Annotated in this window: 17 protein-coding genes and 1 pseudogene; 8 read left to right on the plus strand and 10 right to left on the minus strand. The window is 66.8% G+C overall.

All coding sequences use genetic code 11. The annotated features are described in order from the left end of the window. Positions 1 to 134: 134 nt before the first annotated feature. Positions 135 to 1,088 (minus strand): alpha/beta hydrolase, encoded by a 954-nt coding sequence (locus ACM6LR_RS04525; protein WP_414942030.1) that lies wholly within the window; start codon positions 1,086 to 1,088, stop codon positions 135 to 137. Positions 1,089 to 1,367: 279 nt separating this feature from the next. Here ACM6LR_RS04525 and ACM6LR_RS04530 point away from each other — a divergent pair, with 279 nt between their 5' ends. The 4 genes from ACM6LR_RS04530 to ACM6LR_RS04545 all read left to right on the plus strand — a co-directional run bounded on the left by ACM6LR_RS04530 (position 1,368) and on the right by ACM6LR_RS04545 (position 8,052). After that, entirely contained in the window at positions 1,368 to 2,276 is a 909-nt protein-coding gene (locus ACM6LR_RS04530; RefSeq protein ID WP_414942028.1) for an alpha/beta hydrolase family protein, read from the plus strand. Between the two features lie 164 nt (positions 2,277 to 2,440). Continuing rightward, positions 2,441 to 3,958, plus strand: a complete 1,518-nt coding sequence (glpK, locus tag ACM6LR_RS04535) for a glycerol kinase GlpK (RefSeq protein WP_414943236.1) — start codon at positions 2,441 to 2,443, stop codon at positions 3,956 to 3,958. A gap of 86 nt (positions 3,959 to 4,044) precedes the next feature. Continuing rightward, positions 4,045 to 5,628: an alpha/beta hydrolase domain-containing protein gene (locus tag ACM6LR_RS04540; RefSeq protein WP_414943237.1), complete on the plus strand. Its 1,584-nt coding sequence runs from the start codon at positions 4,045 to 4,047 to the stop codon at positions 5,626 to 5,628. A 120-nt stretch (positions 5,629 to 5,748) separates the two neighbouring features. After that, positions 5,749 to 8,052 (plus strand): helix-turn-helix transcriptional regulator, encoded by a 2,304-nt coding sequence (locus ACM6LR_RS04545; protein WP_414943238.1) that lies wholly within the window; start codon positions 5,749 to 5,751, stop codon positions 8,050 to 8,052. Positions 8,053 to 8,086: 34 nt separating this feature from the next. Here ACM6LR_RS04545 and ACM6LR_RS04550 read toward each other — a convergent pair whose 3' ends face one another. The 5 genes and pseudogenes from ACM6LR_RS04550 to ACM6LR_RS04570 all read right to left on the minus strand — a co-directional run bounded on the left by ACM6LR_RS04550 (position 8,087) and on the right by ACM6LR_RS04570 (position 9,757). After that, a complete protein-coding gene (locus tag ACM6LR_RS04550; protein ID WP_414942024.1) occupies positions 8,087 to 8,281 on the minus strand; it encodes an integrase core domain-containing protein in 195 nt (64 codons plus the stop codon). Positions 8,282 to 8,311: 30 nt separating this feature from the next. After that, positions 8,312 to 8,845, minus strand: a complete 534-nt coding sequence (locus ACM6LR_RS04555; protein ID WP_414943239.1) for an ABC transporter permease — start codon at positions 8,843 to 8,845, stop codon at positions 8,312 to 8,314. Between the two features lie 38 nt (positions 8,846 to 8,883). Next, the gene (locus tag ACM6LR_RS04560) at positions 8,884 to 9,072 is read right to left on the minus strand and encodes a winged helix-turn-helix domain-containing protein (protein ID WP_414942021.1); all 189 of its coding nucleotides are present in this window, start codon (positions 9,070 to 9,072) and stop codon (positions 8,884 to 8,886) included. Positions 9,073 to 9,232: 160 nt separating this feature from the next. Beyond that, positions 9,233 to 9,283 (minus strand): annotated as a pseudogene (locus ACM6LR_RS04565) (hypothetical protein); the annotation flags it as partial. Between the two features lie 81 nt (positions 9,284 to 9,364). Then, positions 9,365 to 9,757 carry a nuclear transport factor 2 family protein gene (locus tag ACM6LR_RS04570; protein WP_414942020.1) on the minus strand — a complete coding sequence of 131 codons (393 nt, stop codon included), beginning with the start codon at positions 9,755 to 9,757 and terminating at the stop codon, positions 9,365 to 9,367. Positions 9,758 to 9,856: 99 nt separating this feature from the next. Here ACM6LR_RS04570 and ACM6LR_RS04575 point away from each other — a divergent pair, with 99 nt between their 5' ends. Next, a complete protein-coding gene (locus tag ACM6LR_RS04575) occupies positions 9,857 to 10,300 on the plus strand; it encodes a MarR family winged helix-turn-helix transcriptional regulator (RefSeq protein WP_414943240.1) in 444 nt (147 codons plus the stop codon). A gap of 108 nt (positions 10,301 to 10,408) precedes the next feature. Here the strand turns inward: ACM6LR_RS04575 and ACM6LR_RS04580 are convergent, their stop codons facing one another. Both ACM6LR_RS04580 and ACM6LR_RS04585 read right to left on the minus strand, forming a co-directional pair. Then, positions 10,409 to 10,579, minus strand: coding sequence for an RNA polymerase sigma factor (locus tag ACM6LR_RS04580; RefSeq protein ID WP_414943241.1), 171 nt, complete (start codon positions 10,577 to 10,579; stop codon positions 10,409 to 10,411). Between the two features lie 133 nt (positions 10,580 to 10,712). Next, on the minus strand, positions 10,713 to 11,930 hold the full coding sequence (locus ACM6LR_RS04585; RefSeq protein ID WP_414943242.1) for an alpha/beta hydrolase family esterase: 1,218 nt from the start codon (positions 11,928 to 11,930) through the stop codon (positions 10,713 to 10,715). Positions 11,931 to 12,779: 849 nt separating this feature from the next. Here ACM6LR_RS04585 and ACM6LR_RS04590 point away from each other — a divergent pair. Together ACM6LR_RS04590 and ACM6LR_RS04595 are read left to right on the plus strand one after the other, a co-directional pair. Continuing rightward, a complete protein-coding gene (locus tag ACM6LR_RS04590) occupies positions 12,780 to 13,526 on the plus strand; it encodes a hypothetical protein (protein WP_414943243.1) in 747 nt (248 codons plus the stop codon). Between the two features lie 438 nt (positions 13,527 to 13,964). Continuing rightward, positions 13,965 to 14,576, plus strand: coding sequence for a hypothetical protein (locus tag ACM6LR_RS04595; protein WP_414943244.1), 612 nt, complete (start codon positions 13,965 to 13,967; stop codon positions 14,574 to 14,576). A 537-nt stretch (positions 14,577 to 15,113) separates the two neighbouring features. Here the strand turns inward: ACM6LR_RS04595 and ACM6LR_RS04600 are convergent. Beyond that, positions 15,114 to 16,730 carry an FAD-dependent monooxygenase gene (locus ACM6LR_RS04600; protein WP_414943245.1) on the minus strand — a complete coding sequence of 539 codons (1,617 nt, stop codon included), beginning with the start codon at positions 16,728 to 16,730 and terminating at the stop codon, positions 15,114 to 15,116. Positions 16,731 to 16,846: 116 nt separating this feature from the next. On the opposite strand from ACM6LR_RS04600, the gene ACM6LR_RS04605 reads away from it, so the two are divergent. Next, positions 16,847 to 17,413 (plus strand): PadR family transcriptional regulator, encoded by a 567-nt coding sequence (locus tag ACM6LR_RS04605; RefSeq protein ID WP_414943246.1) that lies wholly within the window; start codon positions 16,847 to 16,849, stop codon positions 17,411 to 17,413. Between the two features lie 799 nt (positions 17,414 to 18,212). On the opposite strand, the gene ACM6LR_RS04610 is transcribed toward ACM6LR_RS04605, so the two are convergent. After that, complete coding sequence (locus tag ACM6LR_RS04610) at positions 18,213 to 19,025, minus strand: aminoglycoside 3'-phosphotransferase (RefSeq protein WP_414942012.1); 813 nt, start codon at positions 19,023 to 19,025, stop codon at positions 18,213 to 18,215. Positions 19,026 to 19,390 lie beyond the last annotated feature (365 nt).

Genomic DNA, 19,390 nt, shown 5'->3' on the forward strand with positions numbered 1-19,390 from the left:
GAGACCCGGCGCGGCGAACCCGACGATGACGCCGAGGACCACCGCCGCGATCACAGCCAGGTACAGGTAATGCATCTTGTCTCGGCGACGCGGCGCCGCATCGGGCGGTGTAGGCACCTTTGCCTCCGAGCGTGTCATTGTGCGCGTCCGTTCCACGACGCGGCCATGAAGTCCAGTGCCGCGGGCAGTCCGCTGGTCCAGTAGGCCCACTCGTGGGCGCCTTCGCGTGCGATGAAGTGATGGGGCACGGATTTGCGGGTCAGGGCAGTGTGCAGCTCGACGTTGCCGAGGAAGAACTGGTCGTACGAGCCGCAATCGAGGAACCAGGCGGTGCGGGACAGGTCCGCGGTCGCCGACCGGGTGATGGTGTCGAGCAGGTTCCACTGCCGGTAGAGCGGGTTGGTGAGCCGGGCACGGCCCTGCAGATCCGCGCCCCAGGCACGCGCGAAGCGCCAGTTGTACTCGGCGACGGGCAAGGCCTTCATCTCTTCGGCGGTGCGGTGCCCGACGCTGAAGCCGAACGCCGCGGCGAACAGGCCCGGTCTCCGCAGCGCGAACGACAGGGCGCCGAAGCCGCCCATGGACTGGCCGCAAATCCCACGACGCGCCGCACTGCCCCCTGCGCCGTGGGCGCTCTCCACGTAAGGAATGAACTCGTCGAGGAACATGGCGGCGTAGCGGAACGCGCCGTCGGCGTCGTCCATGTAGTAGGTCACGAACTGATCGGTGGAGGGTCTGGTCGTGTCGCGGCGCGCGTCGGGCATCACGACCAGGGTCGGTGGTAGTCGTCTGGCCGCGATCGCCGCGTCGACGATCGCGCGTACCCGGCCGAGCCGCACCCATTCGGCGTGATCCCCGGTGAGACCATGCAACAGGTACAGGACTGGGTAGCTCCGGGCCCCGCCGCGACGGTAGCCAGGCGGCGTATAGAGCGAATACGGCACGTCCGCACCCAGGATCCGGCTCCGCATCCGGAGGGCGACGGTCTCCCCCTTCGCTCCGCCGGTGGCATCGGCACTCGCGTTGCCGAAGAGGGTCGCGGCCGTCGCGGCCGTCGCAGCGCCTAGCACAGTTCGTCGCTGAACCATGTGATGTCCTCATTTCCCGATGTCCGCTCGCACTGGGACGCGAGCCGCCGTAAACATACGCAGTTCGACAATGCCGAACAAGGGTTTCCTCCGAAACCGATTGACTCGGCCTACGATCGAGAGCGAACCGCAACCGATCCGAGAACGTTCGACATTGTCGAACGAGGTTTCTTGGCGGCAAAGGTCCGCTGTGGCAGATTCTTGCCACCCGCCGGGTATGAGGATGCGAGTCGGAAGCCCGGGTTTGCGCAGTCAGGTGACTCAACGAGGAGAAACTTCATGCGAATTCAGCTCATGACCCGGAGGAGCGCTGCCGTCCTGTCGGCGGTTCTGGCCTGTGCCGTGATCGGCGGTACCGCCCACGGTGCGACATCAGCGCCGCAACTCGCCGCCTCGGTGGCCGCGAACGCCTATGAACGCGGCCCCGCACCGACCGAGGAATCGGTTCGTGCCCCGCGAGGCACGTTCGCCGTGGCCTCGGTGACGATCGCGCGTTCACAGGTGACCGGGTTCGGAGGCGGGACGATTTACTACCCGACCGACACCAGTCAAGGCACGTACGGTGGCATCGCCGTCGTCCCGGGGTACACCTCGCCCGAGAGCGCGATCGCGTGGCTGGGACCGCACCTGGCGTCGCGCGGCTTCGTGGTCATGACCATGGCGACGATCAACACCCAGGACCAGCCCACCTCCCGCGGCAATCAGTTGCTCGCCGCGCTGGACTACCTCACCCGGAATTCCCCGACCCAGGTCCGGCAGCGCCTCGACAGCACCCGGCTCGGCGTCATGGGGCATTCCATGGGCGGTGGCGGCACCCTTTACGCGGAATCGGTCCGCAAGACCATCAAGGCCGGCGTCCCACTGGCCCCCTACAACCAGGACAAGACGTGGGAGTCGATCACCACACCCACCCTGCTTCTCGCCGGCACCGCCGACAACGTCGCCGGCATCACGCAGCATGCCCGCCCCATGTACAACAGCATGACCAGCGCTCGTGAGCGCGGTCTGATCAACGTCACCGGCGCCGATCACGGCACCTTCACCAGGGAGCACCCGGTGATCGGCAAGTTCACCGAGGCCTGGATGAAGCGGTTCATCGACAACGACACCCGCTACACCCAGTTCCTGTGCCCCGCCACCACCGGCAATGGTGTCAGCGAATTCCGGGCGACCTGCCCGATGTCCTGACCCACAGACTCCTCATGGGTGGCTGCCCGCCGATCAGGGGGCGGGTAGCCACCAACGTCCACTACGTACGTGGCGATCTCCGTAGCCTTCCGGATATCCGATACCCCCGCGGGGCCTGAAGACTGATGGCTCTCTCTGTCCGGGCAAAACCTCTGCGAGGAGCCATGATCCCCGTCCGAGCCGACCGACGCGGTCGGTATGTCGCGGCCATCGACCAGGGCACGACCTCAAGCCGCTGCATGATCTTCGATCGCCGCGGCGGTATCGTCTCCCTCGCGCGCCGGGAGCACCGCCAGATCTTCCCCCAGCCGGGTTGGGTGGAGTTCGACCCGCGGGAGATCTGGACCTGTGTGGAACAGAGCGTCAAAGAGGCATTGGCCTATGCGGGGATAACGGCTCCCTCGCTCGCCGCTGTCGGTGTCACCAACCAGCGCGAAACAACCGTGGTGTGGGACCGAGCCACCGGGCTCCCGGTGCACAACGCCGTGTCCTGGCAAGACACCAGAACCTCGACCACGATCGAGGCCCTCGCGGCGGAGTCCGATATGGACCGTTTCCGCGAAAGATCAGGTCTCCCGCTGACAACGTATTTCTCCGGACCGAAACTGGCGTGGCTACTGGCCAACATCCCGGGTCTCGCCGCGCGTGCCGAACAGGGTGACGTGCTGTTCGGCACCATGGACAGCTGGCTGATCTGGAACCTCACCGGCGGACTACACGTCACCGACGTCACCAACGCCAGCCGCACCATGCTGATGAATCTCACCACGCTTGACTGGGATGAGAGCATTCTGCGTGAATTCGGGATCCCCCGAGCCATGCTTCCCGCCATCCGGCCGTCGTCACATCCCTACGGCGTCGCCACCGGTGTCCTCGAGGGCGTGCCCGTCGCGGCCGCACTCGGCGACCAGCACGCCGCCCTGTTCGGCCAGACCGCGTTCTCCCGCGGAGATGTCAAAAGCACGTACGGCACCGGCAGCTTCCTCCTGCTCAATACCGGCAACGAACCGGTGCGATCGGCGCATGGACTCCTGACCACAGTGGCGTTCCAGCTCGATGGCCACCCCGCGTCCTACGCGTTGGAAGGGTCGATCGCGGTCACGGGCGGACTGGTCCAATGGTTCCGCGACACCCTCGGCCTCATCCACACCGCCGCCGAAATCGAAACCCTCGCCGCAACCGTCGCCGACAACGGCGGCTGCTACATCGTCCCCGCCTTCTCCGGCCTGTTCGCCCCGCACTGGAACACCACCGCCCGCGGCGTGATCACCGGCCTCACCAGCTACGTCAAACCCGGCCATCTGGCCCGTGCCGCCCTGGAGGCGACCGCCTGGCAAACCCGCGAGGTCGTCGACGCCATGCGCGCCGATACAGGCACCACCCTCACCGAATTACGCGTCGACGGCGGCATGACCGCCGACAACCTGCTCATGCAACTCCTGGCCGACACCCTCGGCATACCGGTCAGCAGGCCGACCGTCGCTGAGAACACCTGCCTCGGTGCCGCCTACGCCGCCGGCCTCGCGGTCGGCTACTGGGCCGACCTCGCGGTCCTCAGAAGCAACTGGCACAAAGCCGCCGAATGGCACCCCCACCTCGACGAGCAGCTCCGAGAACGCCGCTACCGCAAATGGCGCAAAGCCGTCCGCCGCAGCCTTGACTGGGTCGACGAAGACGACTGACCTCTCTGCCGCCACAGGTCGCACCCGGCAAGTCGCCATCGGAGCCGCCCCCCGACGACACCGTCCACAACAGCCCAAGGAATTCAATGCGCACTGAATCCGCACTCCGCCGCGGCATCGCAGCCGGCCTCCTGGCACCAGTCCTGGCCGGCCTGATCGCCGTTCCCGCCGCAGCCACCCCGGGCGGTGTCCTGCCCAGGGTGACCGGCCCGATCGCCCAGAACAGCCGGTCCCACGCCTTCGGCGCCGCAGCCCACCAGGCCGTGCCGGAAAACCTCGCCGCCAGCGGATACACCGAGGCCGAGTACTTCCTCAGCGGCCGGGCGAACGTCTACACCTGGCCAGCGGGTGCTCCGGCCGCCGTCCGCACCTCGAACGCTCCCTACACCACGCGGCTGCTGGTGCGGAAACCCGCGACAGGCAAGCGATTCAGCGGCAAGGTCGTCGTCGAGATGCTCAATCCTTCCAACCTCTTCGACCTCAACATCGGCTGGGCGATGCTGCGCCGTCAGCTCATTGCCGACGGCGACGCCTGGGTCGGGATCACCATCAAACCCGTGTCCGTCGCCGCGCTCCAGAACTTCGATCCTGTGCGTTACGCGCCGCTCTCCCTGGCCAACCCGCTACCGGTCACCGATCCGGCCAATTGCGCCAACCCGCTCACACTCATTCCCGGTGACAGCTCCCGAGTGACCGAGAACGGCCTGGCGTGGGACATCTACAGCCAAGTCGGCGCTCTCCTACGCGGCAACCGGACCGACAATCCTCTGCGGTACGGAGAACGTCACAACCCGCCGGTCCAACGGCTATACGGGTTCGGCTACTCGCAAACCGGCGGCTACCTCTACAACTACGTCAACGGCATCCAGCCCCTCGTGGTCCGCGCGACCGGACGCCCGCTCTACGACGGCTACCTCGTCGCGGTCGCAGGAGGCTCCTTCGTGGGTGCCGCGCCGATGAACCAATGCGACCCCGCACCACCCATCGGTGACCCCCGCAGGCAGTTCGACCACGCTGGAACACCGATCCTGCATCTGATGTCCCAATCGGACTACCTGATGGGAATCGACTCCCGTCGCCCCGACAGCGACATGCCCGGCGACCACTACCGCGGTTACGAGATGGCAGGCGCCGGCCACGCCACCCCCGACGAACTGCACGCATCCGCCAAACCCGCCGACATCGTCAAAGCCGGACGGCAAGTGCCGGCCCCCGGCTGTGACCAGGGGCCCCGCAGTCCCTTCCCCAGCCAGATCTTCTTCGACGCCGCGCTACGCAACCTCGACCACTGGGTCACGGGGAAAGCCATCCCGCCTCGCGCCGCCCCCATCACCGTCCACAACGGAACACCGGCCACCGACCGATTCGGCAACGTCATGGGCGGCCTGCGCTCCCCTTACCTCGACGTGCCCACCGCCACGTGGTCGGGAACATCCACCGGCCCCTCCTTCTGCGCCATCGCCGGACATGTCACCCCGCTGCCCGCCGCTACCCTCGCCCAGCTCTACCCCACCCATGACCACTACGTCCGCCAGGTCGCTGCCAGCACCGCCAGGCTGGTCACAGCCCGGTACATCACCCCCGCCGACGGCACACGGCTGATCAGAGAAGCCATCCATGCCCCCGTCCCCGATCGGGGCACGGCCCCGCGTCGGCAACCCCAGCGTTGACACAGCGCGGCGCCACGAGCGGGTTTGTCCTCTCCAGCAGAAAACGCCAGGTCGCGTGTGGCGTCGACTATCCGGTCACGGACCTGTCGTCTGCTTCACGGTACCGTACGATTCGGCCGCATGTACTGGCTCGCTCGCCGCGCCGACGACACCGGTCAAGGCCGTTCAACCAGCTACTTCGGGCGTGAAGCCGAAGGTGCCGAGGTACGCGGGCTCATCGAGACCGGACGGCTGACCACCCTGACCGGACCGGGAGGAGTCGGCAAAACCCGGTTGGCGATCACGGTGATGCGGCAGACCGCACCGGACTACACGGGCGGCGCGGTGTTCGTCGGTCTGGCCGAACTGCGCGACCCCGCTTTGATCACCAATCTCATCGCCGACCGCCTCGGCCTGCACGACCGGCCCGGCGAGACCACCCTCGACACTGTGCTCGCCCACCTGCGGAATCAGGCGCTTCTGCTCGTGCTGGACAACTGCGAGCACGTGGTCAGCGCGTGCGCCGACGTAGTCGAGGCCGTCCTGCACACCTGTCCGGGCGTCGTCGTGCTGGCCACCGGCAGGCAGTCCCTCGACGTCCCGGGTGAGCGGGTACTGCCGATACCGCCGCTTTCCGTCCCTCCTGAGGCCGGATCCGACGCGCTTGCGGACTTCCCCTCGGTCCAGTTGTTCTTGGACAGGGCGCGGGCGGTGGTGCCCACTCTCCTGGTCGACGACGACACACTCGCCGACGTGGCGCTTCTGTGCCGGCGGCTGGACGGTCTACCGCTCGCCATCGAACTGGCCGCGGCGCGGGTACGCGCACTGTCACCGCGGCAGATCGCCGATCGGCTGGACCGAGGCCTGCCGGTGCTCACCACTGGCCCGCGCACCGCACCGGAGCGACAACACACCCTGCGCGCCACCATCGACTGGAGCTATCGGCTGTGCTCGCCGTCGGAGCAGGCGGTCTGGCGGCAGGTCTCGGTCTTCGCCGGCAGTTTCGAGCTCGCTGCGGCCGAGTTCGTCTGCGCGGGGACTGACGCTCTGAACGTGCTTGATCTGATCGACGGCTTGCTGGGCAAATCCGTGCTCCTGCGCGAGGAACACGGTGACGTCGTGCGGTACCGGCTGCTGGAGACGCTGCGCGAGTACGGTCACGAGTTGCTCGCCGGGTCCGGTGAACTGACCGAGACGATGCGGCGCCACTGTCAGTGGTACGACCGGCTGACCGCGACGGCCGAAGCGGAATGGGTCAGCGCCGCACAGGACGGCTGGGTGAGCAGACTGAATCGAGAGCACGCGAATCTGCGGGCCGCATTGGACTGGGCGCTGCGGCAACCAGGTGAGGCCTTGTCCGCGTTGCGGATCGCCACCCGGCTCGACGAGTACTGGACGCTACGCGGATCGCTCGCCGAAGCCCGCACGTGGCTCGAGCGAGCGCTCGCCAAGACACCTGCCGGCCATCCTGATCGCCCGATGGGTCTGGGAGTCTGCGCGCTGCACGCGTTATGGCAGTTCGACGTCGAGAACGCCGAGACACTGCTGGCCGAGGCGGACACACTGCTGATAGCGACCTCAGCTGAACCAGCACAGACCTTCGTCAAGCATGTACGCGCGCTGGGTGCGATGTTGCAGCGCGACTTCGAGTCGGCGGTCACGTTGTCGGCCGGCACCGCAGCGGCCTTCCGAGCCCAAGGAGATCTTCGCCGCGAATTCCATCCCTTGTTCATCCTCGCCGTAAGCATCTCCGTACTCGGAGACCTGGACCGGGCGCGCGAGGTTGCGGGACGAATGCTCACGCTGACCAAGGCGGCGGGCGAAGCGTACTACCTCAGTATGGCTGAGTACGCCTGCTCGTGCGTCGAGGCGCTCTATGGCGACGCCACAGTCTCCATGGAAGCCTCGCACTCGGGTCTGCGGGCCTCTCTGCGAATCGGCAACCGTTTCGGCGCCGCCCACCACATCGAGATTCTGGCGTGGCTGGCCGCACGGCAGAGCGAACACCTGCGGTCGGCGATCCTCTTCGGTGTCGCCGCCAGGCTCTGGCACCTCGTCGGGTCCTCCGCCGAGGCGGCAGGATCCCTTGCCGTGCCGCATTTCGACCATCTGAACAAGGCCCGCGACGCCCTTGGCGAAGCCCGCTTCGACCGGGCCCGTGCCGCCGGCGCGGTCCTGCCCGAAGACACGGCGATGGCCTACGCGTTCGGAAAGAGCGTGGCACCCGCAGACTTGGGCTTACCGGGCGAATCGCTCACCATCCGCGAACGTGAGATCGCCTTTCTCGTCGGCGCAGGACTGTCCAACCGGGACATCGCCGCGAAACTGGTCATCTCCGTTCGCACGGTGGAAACACACGTGCAGAACATCATGACCAAGTTCGGCGTGAGCAACCGCACCCGGATCGCCACCTGGATAACCTCCACCGAATCCACACCGAACTGAACCGCCCCAGGTTCGGTTGAACTCGTTGTTGGAATCAGGCGACCAGACTGACCAGGCCGCCTGGCTCGTACAGGGTCTCGAACCCGGTCGGTGGCCGGTAGCCACAAGCCTCGTGTAGACGCCGGTCGTTGTACCACTCAGTCCATGCCGCGTCGGCGATCTCGACGTCTTTCCTCTTGTGCCATGACAGCCAGGCGAGAACTTCGTCCTCCGGGCCATGATTACTCACACGAGGAGCCGCCATCAAACCCGGGGCGATTCACACCACCGTGGGATGACCGTCGAAGCCCAACCGGGTGCGTGCCGCGTCCCATCCGACGAGCACGGCGCGTTCCACGTCCGGTGCGAGCGGGATCGCGTCCAGGATGCCGACTACGACGAACCACTGGTCGCCTAGCCACACCTGGGGTTTCGGCTCGCCCGGCCGGAGTTCGGTGATTCCCAGCCTGGTGGCGGCCTTGTCGCCGAGCACGGCGGCGGGGAAGGAACCGGTGGCCTGGTCGAGGAAAGTGCCGGAACCGATCTTCGCGCCGATGACGGGTAGCGGGTCGGTCCGGGCGGCGAGCACGGGCCCCGCCGCGTCCCGGTTCGGCTGGGTTGCGGCATAGCCGAGCAGCGTGTCGTAGATGTGGGCGTCGGTGGCCAGCTCTTGGCCGCGCTCCTGCTGGATGGACCCGGCCGTGCCCTGCACGGACAGCCAGGCGGTCGCGGTGATCGAGCAGATCGCCACCAGGATCGTGCCGCCGAGCAGCCGGATCTTCAGGCTGTGCCGCCACGGGGAACCAGCGGCCATCGGTCATCTTGTATCCGACGCCGTACACGGTCAGCAGGTTAGGTCGGCTTGCGCGGATTGGCCTCGATCTTTTTGCGCAGGTTCATCACGTGCACGTCCACGGTCCGCGCGGTGATGAAACCGTCCACTCCGTACGTCTGTTCGAGCAGCTGCGCACGGCTGAACACCCGCTCGGGGCTGGACGCCAACGTAGCCAAGATCCGGAACTCCACCGGCGTGCAGTCCACCCGCCCGCACCTCGTGCCGAACGGGGTCGAGCACGAGATCGCCGACGCGGATCGGCAGCACGGCAGGCTCCGTGGCCGGCTGCGCACGGCGAAGCAGCGACCGCACCCTCGCCATCAACTCCCGCGGGTCGTACGGCTTGGTAAGGTAGTCGTCGGCGCCGAGGTCGAAGCCGATCAGCTTGTCCTCGCCGGTGGACCTCGCGGTCACCATCAGCACCGGGACGTCCGACTCCCGCCGTAGCACCCGGCACACGTCGAGGCCGCCGAGTAGATGACCGGCGTGCACCGAACCTCAGCGGGCGCGACCGATGTTCCGGTCCGCATCGGAGCCATGGAGCATGAGCGTAGTTTCCTCGATACGGCTGAAGCGCCCGTCGGGCGCGAACTCGCCGAAAACGTAGACCTCCGTGCGTACGGTCGATCCGTCCGTCTTGGTGACCTCGACGGTGTGGCGATCGGCGTAGTGGGCGCCGTCGTACAGCTCGTCATGGACCTCGATAGACCCCGCGGTCACGATCGTGCGCAGGTGGGCGATGTGCTCGACAAACCCCTCGCGGTCAGCCCACTCACCGTCGGTGCGTTGGCGGTAGCCGGGGGTGAAGTGCCGGTTGGTGGCCTCGCACAGGTCGAGATCGCGGGTGAACAACAGGTCGGTGAGGGCGGCACGGATACCGGTCCGGTTCATCGAGATCCTTTCACAGCTACAGTCGATATGCGTGCGCCACGCACGCACTACAGGGAAACTAACACACGATGCGTGCGCGGCGCACGGTATTCTGCAGAGATGCAGAACGAGGCAGGAGGCGAGATCGCCGACTCGCTGGGTGTGTTGCTCAGGCGCGCTACGCGGATCCAGCTGTACAAGACGCTGACCGCCGACGTGGATGAAGCGCTGGACGAACTGACCTACCCAGTCTTGAGCGCGGTGGCCAGGATAGGCCCCCGAAGCGCAGCCGACCTGGCCTCAGAGGTGGGTCTCGATCGCTCCGGCGTCACCCGCCACGCCTCCAGACTGGAACAGGCCGGGCTGCTCTGCCGCGAACCCGACCCCTTCGACCGGCGAGCGACCCTGCTGGTCCTCACCGAGCCCGGTGCACGCGTGGTGGACGAGCTACGCCGCCGTCTGGCCGCTCACATCACCGCAAGCCTCACCACCTGGCCGCCAGGCGAAGCCCAGACGTTCGCCCGCGGTCTGCGCCGGTTCGTCACCGAAGGCCCCTTTACCTGAGCCGTCGAGCAGCCCTCAACGGCTCCGATCTCTACGCGACTTCGTATAGGCGTGGTTCACAGCGCGGTGAGCAGGTACGGACGAAAAGCGGACCTCGGCCAGAACGAATTACTCGAGAACCCTGCTGAACACCTCGGCCACCACATCGTCAGCCTCAATGCTCGAACGAACAAGCTGACGGGCCAGATTCCGAGCAGGCCCCACATGCCGCTCATAGAACTCGCCATAAGCAGCGATGTCTCCGTTCCGGACCGCGACGACCAGCCGGGAGTCGCGCACGCGTGCACGCCATTGCCGTACCGCGCCGTCCCCTTCACCAGAGCGCGGTGAAGGGGACAGCTGGGTCTCCCGACGCCGGCTGGCTCGGGTGGGTTACGCGACCTGCCCCGGGCCGCCTACCGGGATAACGGGATCAGATGGGGGAACAGTCGGGTTTGTCGGTCCAGTCGTTCCCGCACTGGTAGAGGGTGATCGTGGTGGTGTAGCCGTGTCGCGCGCCCAAGATGTTGTACTCGGTGACGTCAACCCGCCTGGCGGTGTAGTGGTCGGTCGGTGTGCCGGTCGCGGTGTCGGTGTAGGGCGGGCGGGTGGTGGTCGGGCTGCTGGTCGGCCCGGTCGGGGTCGTCGTTGCGGTTGGTGTGGGCTCGGTGCCGTCGATATCCCAGAACTTGACCAGGTAGTTGGCCGAGCAGATGTTGACGTCGAGGATGTAGGCCTCGGCGGTGCCGCACTGCGCGGCGCCGCTGCCGGGGTCGACCGGGTGGCCGTGTCCCATGCCGGTGATCTCGTACTGCTCGACGGTGTCGCCGTAGACGCGGTGCGGGTAGCCGGCGACCGTGTCACGCACCTCCGGCGTCTGGTCGGTGCCGTTGGCGTTGGTGAACTGCTCGACCAGTTCGTTGGCGTTCATCGGGCGCACCGTGGCGTCAGAGGTGCCATGCCAGATCGAGACCTTCGGACGGGGTTCGGAGTAGGTGAACGCCCCGCGGACCGCGTTGCCCCATTCGGCGGGAGACCGGTTCACGCCGGGGCTCATGCAGCTGTAGGCGGTGGCCACCGAGGTGGCGCAGCCAAAGGGCAAGCCCGCGATCACGCCGCCGCCGGCGAAGACATCGGGGTAGGTGGCGAGCATGACCGCGGTCATCGCGCCGCCCGCGGACAGCCCGCTGACATAGGCGGACGTGGCGCCGTTGTCCTGTTTGGCCTTGTCCACCATCTGCTTGATCGACAGGGCCTCGCCGGAGCCGCGGCGGGTGTCGCCCGGCTCGAACCAGGTGAAGCAGGAGTTGGCGTTGTTCACCGATCGCTGCTGCGGGAACACGACGGTGAACCGGTGCCGGTCGGCCAGTTGCATCCAGCCGGTGCCCGAGGCGTAGCCCGAGGCGTTTTGCGTGCAGCCGTGCATCGCGAGCACGACCGGGCGGCCGGACGGCAGGTTGTCCGGCACGTAGCGGAACATCTGCAGATTCCCCGGGTTGGAACCGAAGCCCGTGACCTCGCGCAGACTGGCCGCGGCCGCCTGGCGCGGCGTGGCGACAAGGACGATCGCGACGGCCGCCAGCACGGCGAACAAAGCCATGATCACCGCGACAGGCCCACGAATTATGGACAAAGAAGAACGATCCGACATGACGCAACCTCCACATTGAGGCGATCAGGAATCAGGGATGTGTGGAGAGACTAGAAACGTATAAACCGTTTGTCTCTGGTGAATATCACCATTCTTCCCATCGCCCGGGTATGGCGCAGAGCTATGTCGTTCACCCGACACACCAGCCCATGACCGGACGGCCTGTTTCGGCGCGTTGCAGCTGGTCCAGATCGTTGACAGGGCACATGGCACACCTCCAGGATCAGAAAAGTGTGGCGTCGGCACATATCCGAAACCGGGTTCCTCGTGCCTGGAGTGTGACGACCGAATCTCGCCAGACTTCAAGGCGCCGAGGCCACTGTCGACGAAACCTCCGGCGGGGGTGAAGCCATTGCTGAGGGCGCCATGAGGCCGAGGAGGTCCTCGCATCAGATGGCCCTACCAAAGGAACCGGCTCAACCCAAATCAGCACGACTGTGAAAACGGAGACGAAATGGGGTCCAATGACGCCAAACCAAACGCGCGTAACGCGCCATATCGGCGGCCAGCAGTTATGTTGATCTTGAGCCGCCAAGGGGGCTCGAACCCCTGACCTTCTGTTTACAAGTCCCCTCCGCCGCAAGGTCGGCCAGTGCCGCAAAGGGTCAAACTTCGACCATCTGTGCAGGTCAGCGTGGGTCTTGCGGTCCATCCGAGTGCCAGGCTGTATCGGGCCGTGTCGGGCTCTACGTCGGCAACGGAGCCCAATCGGAGACGGCGTGCAGCCGCCTCTCCGCTCCATAGCTGACGGACATAACAATGGGCGGGCACGTACGCCTTGCCGTGCCCGCCCACGGTCCGACCTCGCAGAGGTGTCAGAAGACCCAGTCGTAGTTCGACCAACCTGATTTGACCAGACACCAGCGCCACGCCGGGCTCATCACCGCTGCCGAGTACGCCGATCACTATCGCCAGTTCACGACCTGGCGTAACCGCGCGAGCCGGTTCAACACCGTCTTGCACCAATACCTTGACCTGGCCGCCGATCGCGTCCGCCCAGTCCACCACGACAGCGTCGCGGAATCGTTGCCGTCCGCGCTGCTGGCCCTCGCGATCGCCGTCGACGACCACCGCCAGGCACACGCCGGAGAAGAGTCCCTCGTCGACACCGCCCTCTGGGCTCGCCTGCGGCTGCTCCCCTGGCCCACCGCCGACGACGCCGGCCATCGACTCGTAGACGCGGTGGCCGCCGAACGAGGCCGCCGAACAACCGCCCGGCACCTCAAGAACAGCTCCATCCAGTATCAAGGCTCACACGTGACCGGCGAAAATGTCGACGTCGCCGACCTGCTCCTCGAAATCACCGACAACGCCCAACGGACCTGCGACCGCAGCCAGCTTGTCGAACTGTGGAACCAACGAACCCCGGACCTGCTGGAATCAGACGCCGCGAAGGCCGCAACAAGTAAGCAGAAGGGCTCCTACGCCACCTATCGACTCCGCAGATCGCTCACCTTCCTCGAATCACAAGGAATGATCGACCGGAATTCGGAAGGCGGCAACACCGAAGTCACCGTGATCAACCGGAGCGCCCTGCTCTCACTACGCCGACAATGGGACACAGCACAATTCCCACTCGGCGACACCGAGCTGTGAAGCGGACTCGTTCGCCCCGATTCGGACGAACCCGTGTGACACTTTGACGGCGCCGGGGCGCCGTTCTGGCTGAGGGTGTGACCGACACGGGACATGCTCAATGGCGGCGTTCACTGCAGGCGGGCGTGAGGTCACCGGTCCTCCTCCACAAGCCCGCGCACGACAGAGGGGCCTGGACTTCCCGCATCGGATCATCCGGAACACCAGCTGGCAACAGCTCGTCCGCGAGGCGCCACCCCAAGTTCTTGCCAACGCACTCGGCATCAGCCCGTCGACCGCGATGTGCGCGCCGAACACGCTGGATCCGATTGGGCTCGCTATGCCGTCTTGTATCCAGCAGAATCGGACAACTCGACACCTTCATTTCACGCGTAACAGAGCGGGAGCACAAACGTGGCCCCGGAGTGGTTCCCCCCAACCGCAACGATCATTGGCGCGATGATCACCGCTGGCTTCGGCGGCTGGCTCGGTGGGCGCCGATCCCAGAAGGAGCTGAAGGCTCAGCACCAATTCGAGCGAACGAAGGCGCTCACCGAGCACGGCAGGGACAAGATTGGCGGAGCCATCTCTGCTCTCCGATTCCTGCATCGCCACAACCAGGAGGCGGCCGACGGCGATCTCCTGGCACCTGATGCTGAAGGCAACGAGATCGGGAAGCGCTACGACTTGCTCGCAGAGGCGATCCCCTACATCGCCGAAGCCCGCACCAGGAAAGACGTAGAGCTCGTGCACTCGATCATCGGTGACGCCTGGATCATGGAGCGCTACAGCAACGCCGGGTCCGCGCCGCGGATCGTCTCTCGCGCCTGCAGGTCCGGCCTGGACGCCTTGGGGCGGTACCTGCGTGACGAGGCCTGGGAAGCGTCGAAGGATCTGGATTCGCTCGAGCGTGCACAGGCCAGGGCTGAGGAAATCCAGAATGAGATGTACGAGGAGAACCAGGCCTCTTACCGCGAGTGGCTGAAGGAACAGGCCGCGGCCCGGAAGATCGAGAAGACGCAGGACGCAGACAAGTCCCCATCACGCCACGACGCAGACGAGTCGGCCTAAAGGCGCGTCAACGCTAATCGCTGTACTGCTGCTACCAATGCCGGAGAAGGCGATGAAGTTCAACGCGCTGCTGACGAACGCGGTGATCTTCCATAACGCCCTGGACATCGCGGAGATCGTGCGGCAGCTACTGGAGGAGGGATGGGAGATCGACCCCGGAGGACCTGGCGCACATCTCGCCGTACCTGACCGAGCACATCAACCGGTTCGGCGAGTACTCCACGCGCGAGCTCGGCGTCGGCTTCACCCCGCTGCGCGAGCAGGATCTGACCGCCGCCGGCCTCGGCCAGGCTGCTTGACCGTCCGGCCCAGAATCTTTCGTCGTGTGGGTAGTGCCCGAGCAGCCGAAGCGGCGCCCGAAGCCACCTCTTATGGCTTGGGCGCCGCTTGTCTCGTGCTGCGGTGTCAGGCGCGGGTGGGGGCGAGTAGCGCCGGGCCGCGACCATGAGGCGGAAGGCCAGGGCGAGGCCGACAAGGTAGGAGCCGCCGAGGACGGTCTTGGTGGTGACGCCGGTGAGGTCCTGGTCTTGCGCCGTTTCACAGAGCGGCATCACCTTCCGCATGCGGGAGCTGGATGCCCATCCGATGAAGGTAGGCGCGAAGAGTGGAGGCGGTCGGGCGATGGGCGATCAGCCCGATATAGCCGTCGGGACGGATGACCACAAGCGTGCCTTCGCGTGCACCATAGACACGGAAGAGACGGCGCGTCCGGTCGACCAGCACTGTCGGACCGGCAGCCGTGCCGTAGTCCAGCGCCGGGACAACGGTGTAGGCGTGCAAGTGGTCTTCGAGTCCGCTGATCGCCTGGTAGATCTCTGGGGCGGGCCTGGCGCCGAAGGCGAGGAGGGTGAACTGGGGGCCGCGGAGGATGTCGAATAGCCGTGCCGCAGCGTCGACGGTCTGCACAGGGCCGTCGGGGGCGACATCACCAGCGCGCAGAGAGCTGCGCCGACCGGCGAGGTGGGTGGTCAGCGGGCCGGTTCGGTAGGTGGGGTGGTCGTTGCGGTCGCGGCGTTGCTGCCGGGCGAGGAACGACTTGATGGCGAACCGCACCACCGGACGGACGGCCCGGGGTGGGGTAACCGCTGAGAATCGCCGGTCGCTGTCGGCCAGCACTGCGCGGGCAACCGGCAACCGTTCGTCCTCATAGGTGTCCAGCAAGCTTTCAGCGCAGACGCCTTGAAGGACCAGAGCGAGTTTCCACGCGAGGTTGTAGGCATCCTGGATGCCGGTGTTCATGCCGTGCGCACCGAATGGGCTGTGCACGTGGGCGGCATCACCGGCCAGCAGCACGCGTCCGGCCCGGTAGGTGTCGACCATGCGCAGGTTGTAGCGCCACACCGACAACCAGGTCGGGTCCGCCAGACGGATGTCGCGGCGCCCGGTCCGCTCGATAACCGCGCGCTGGAGCGTCTCGAGCGACGGCTGCGGCCACTGGCCGCTGGGGTCCTGCTGGAGCGAGGCCACGACTTGCCAGGTTTCGGCGTGCGGGGTGGGGCGGGCGACAAGGATGTGGCCGCTGGTCGCCATCCACAGATGTACTGCGTCGCGGTCGGGCAGCCCGTCGATGCGCACGTCGGCGATGAGTGCTCTGGTGTCCTCGTCGGTGGACCCGGAGAACGACAGAGCAAGTGTGCGGCGCACCTGACTGCGTCCGCCGTCGGCCCCAATCAGGTAGCTGGCCCGGACGGGCTCCGTCCCGGCTCCGTCCGTGTTCTTGACGGTGGCGGTCACGCCTTCGCCATCGGCCGTGAAGCCGGTCAGACAGCGGTCGAACTCCACCTTTCCGCCCAGCTCGGCCAGTCGATCGCGCAGGATCGACTCGGTTCGCCACTGGGGCAGCGCCACAGAGTTCGGGTAGGGGCGAGAGGGAGTGGGCGGCGCGGGTGGTACCCGCATGTCGAACAGCAACGGAGTACCGAGGTGAAAGCGGGTCCTTGACTGGATGTCAGCAGCCGCGACGATGCGGCCGGTGATGCCGAGGTCGTCAAAGACCTCCAGGCTGCGCGGCTTGAGGGTGAATCCCCGCGAACCCTCCGTGGGACCGGGGGCCTGTTCGATCACTCGGCATCCGATTCCCCTGCGGGCCAGGTCACAGGCCAGAGTCAATCCGGTCGGCCCGGCCCCCGCAATCAGTACATCAACGTCGTTCATTGCCCCATCCCTCTCCCGGCAGCGCAGGTCATGTCTAGTCGACCTCTGGCCCTCACTCACTCTGACACCTACAATTGGACCTGTCAATTGGTACCTGTCTTCGGAGGATGGACACGATGTCCCTGCGTCACGCCCTTCTCGGCCTGCTGGAAGATGGGCCTGCCAGCGGCTACGACCTGACCGCGCGCTTCGAACGCTCGCTGCAGAAATACGCATGGACCGCCCGGCAGAGCCACATTTATCCAGAGCTGAAGCGCCTCGCCCACAGCGGTTTGATCGCCGTCACCGAGGAAGGCGCGCGCGGACGCCGTACCTACGCGATCACCGACGCGGGCCGCGCGGAGCTGCACGTCTGGCTGCTGTCTTCACCCAGGCCCCGGGCCGTCCGTGACGAACACGTGCTGCGCATGTCCCTGCTGTCCGTACTGGACATCCCGCAGGCGCGCGAATTGGTGCTCCGCCACCTCGAAGAAGCCGACCAGGTGGCGGCCGAACTACGCGTTCTCGCCGATGCCGCCGATACCGAGTCCCATCCTCGTGGTCGTTTGCGGTTCGGCCGGCTGGCCATCGAGTACGGGGTCCACCAGTATCAGGCGCAGCAGCGGTGGGCCCATTGGGCCCTGGAGCAACTCGATCGAGCCGAGGCTGCCGACCCGCACCAGCGCCAACCTTCCGAAACGTGAGCAGATTCGCTGGGCCCCCGCCGCAAAGCCCCCGGCGGCGCAGTGCATCATCCGCAGTAGATGCCGGATTTACTGCGGCGGACCCGCTACCGTGATCACCGCGACCTGCGTCTGTCGGTGTCCGAAGTGGACTGCACGGATGTCCGAAGTCCTGTGCACGCCCAGTGATCCTGATTTAGTCGTTCACAGATTCGCTTCCGCCGTCGCCGTGGATTCACTGGCAGTCCGGCACCGCCCAGCTCCTGCCCCGACTCATCGCCCGCCGCACCCGCGGCCCGCTGTTCCTCACCGACCGCAAGGCCCCGGCCGGAACACCGACGTTGGACGTGTGCCCGGAGACCGGCCGGGCCCGGCTTTCCTGCCGCCGCGCCGAAGAGATCTTCGAGGAAAACACCCGGCTGCTGGCCAACCCTCTCGCCTCACCCGACGACATCGAGGACCTGGACGGCTGGACACTCCACCAGCGCCGCCACAGCGCCCTGATACACGACGCCGAGGACGGCACCGAACACGGTCAAGCGATACGCCCGCGCCGCCACCCCGGACCGAATTCAGCGGGTTCCCAAGTATCGGGCCTGCATGGTCGACCCATACCGGGACCACCTCCGCGCCCGCCGTGAACAAGACCCATCTGCCACCGGCCTGTGTCCCAGCCGCCCGGTGTCCAGCTCTGCAGCGGCCTGCCCAGCACCGCGGGCGGCTCGGCCGCCTTGCCCCGGCCCGTACGCCCACGACGTCACAGCTCTGGACCACCTGGCTGACTACCTCGGCCGAACTGTCCGCCCTGGGTGCGAGCGGGTCACGCCAAGTCGTAGAGCAAGCGGTAGTAGGCGATGCGTTCCGGGTCGGGGGCGATCCCGTACGTGTCGTACAGGATGCCGTCGAAGCCGAGACCGTAGTCCCAGTCGAGGCTCCACGTCGCGACCGCCAGATCGGCCCACCGGTCGGCCACCCCGAGCGAACCCAGGTCGACGTGCGCGGCGAAGGTGCCGTCGTCGTGCAGCAGGGTATTCGGGGTGCAGGCGTCTCCATGGCAGACCACGAGACGGTCGATCGCGGGCGGTTCACCGAGCCGAGCCCTGGCCTCGGCCAGCCCGAGGTGCTGGTGCTCGGGGGACCAGTCGGCCGGGCCCTCGCCGTCGGCGATGCGCTCGTCGGCGCGTACGAGCCGCCGCTCGACGCTCCAGTCGAACGGGCACCGGTCCGCCGGCAGGGTGTCGTGGAGCAGGCGCAGTCCGCGGCCGATCGCGGCCGCCGCAGCAGCAGGCTCGGCCTTCCATCGGGGCTCCACCGCCGACCGGCCGGGGACGGCTGCGGTGATCAGCCACGCGCCCTCGGCATCGATGCCGTGGTCGAGGACCGGTGGGACGCGCGCCCAGCGCTGCGCCCAGGCCAGGCGCTCGGCTTCGCCGGGCAGGTCGATCTCGGGGGTCCCGGCAGCGACCCACTTGACGTATCTGGCGCTGTCGCCCCCGTCCAGGCGGAAGGTCAGGCCGCCGAGCTCGTTGCGCCACACGGGGGTGATGGCGGCGTCACCGGCGAGCGCTGTGACGATGTCGGGGACGGGCACCGGCCCGGCCAGAACCTCGGAAATGACGGGGCGACTGCTCACAAGATCACGATCTTGACAGGGCCGGGCCCTACCGGCCAATCGATTTCCCGAGCGCTGATCGCAGGTGTCAGCGGCGAACGAGCCCAGTGCCGACGGCACGACGGTTGAGCAGCCGGGCGACAGCGGCCAACGCGGCGACCAGATCAAACGCAGACAGACTACGACGCGGTAGGTAGGCGACGCTCGGTGACCATGCGCGGCCAGATACCTCCCCACTAACTGGCCGCCACTGGGGAATCCCAACTGGCCATTGACATCTTGTGGCAGCTTGACTACACCTGCCGTGGTCGTCCCGGACCCGACCGGGGGCGGGTTTCAGTGCGTCCGCTGGAAAAGGAGTTTCCGTAGAGATGTTGCGAAACCCG

Source organism: Amycolatopsis sp. cmx-11-32 (genome assembly GCF_047608695.1).
Lineage (GTDB): Bacteria > Actinomycetota > Actinomycetes > Mycobacteriales > Pseudonocardiaceae > Amycolatopsis.

What these genes read in the sequence shown, in the direction of transcription:
- ACM6LR_RS04525 (WP_414942030.1), bottom strand. Translation starts at nt 1,088, where the DNA reads ATGGTTCAGCGACGAACTGTGCTAGGCGCTGCGACGGCCGCGACGGCC.
- ACM6LR_RS04530 (WP_414942028.1), top strand. Translation starts at nt 1,368, where the DNA reads ATGCGAATTCAGCTCATGACCCGGAGGAGCGCTGCCGTCCTGTCGGCG.
- ACM6LR_RS04595 (WP_414943244.1), top strand. Translation starts at nt 13,965, where the DNA reads ATGATCACCGCTGGCTTCGGCGGCTGGCTCGGTGGGCGCCGATCCCAG.
- ACM6LR_RS04585 (WP_414943242.1), bottom strand. Translation starts at nt 11,930, where the DNA reads ATGTCGGATCGTTCTTCTTTGTCCATAATTCGTGGGCCTGTCGCGGTG.
- ACM6LR_RS04545 (WP_414943238.1), top strand. Translation starts at nt 5,749, where the DNA reads ATGTACTGGCTCGCTCGCCGCGCCGACGACACCGGTCAAGGCCGTTCA.
- ACM6LR_RS04570 (WP_414942020.1), bottom strand. Translation starts at nt 9,757, where the DNA reads ATGAACCGGACCGGTATCCGTGCCGCCCTCACCGACCTGTTGTTCACC.
- ACM6LR_RS04575 (WP_414943240.1), top strand. Translation starts at nt 9,857, where the DNA reads ATGCAGAACGAGGCAGGAGGCGAGATCGCCGACTCGCTGGGTGTGTTG.
- ACM6LR_RS04600 (WP_414943245.1), bottom strand. Translation starts at nt 16,730, where the DNA reads ATGAACGACGTTGATGTACTGATTGCGGGGGCCGGGCCGACCGGATTG.
- ACM6LR_RS04540 (WP_414943237.1), top strand. Translation starts at nt 4,045, where the DNA reads ATGCGCACTGAATCCGCACTCCGCCGCGGCATCGCAGCCGGCCTCCTG.
- glpK (WP_414943236.1), top strand. Translation starts at nt 2,441, where the DNA reads ATGATCCCCGTCCGAGCCGACCGACGCGGTCGGTATGTCGCGGCCATC.
- ACM6LR_RS04605 (WP_414943246.1), top strand. Translation starts at nt 16,847, where the DNA reads ATGTCCCTGCGTCACGCCCTTCTCGGCCTGCTGGAAGATGGGCCTGCC.
- ACM6LR_RS04555 (WP_414943239.1), bottom strand. Translation starts at nt 8,845, where the DNA reads ATGGCCGCTGGTTCCCCGTGGCGGCACAGCCTGAAGATCCGGCTGCTC.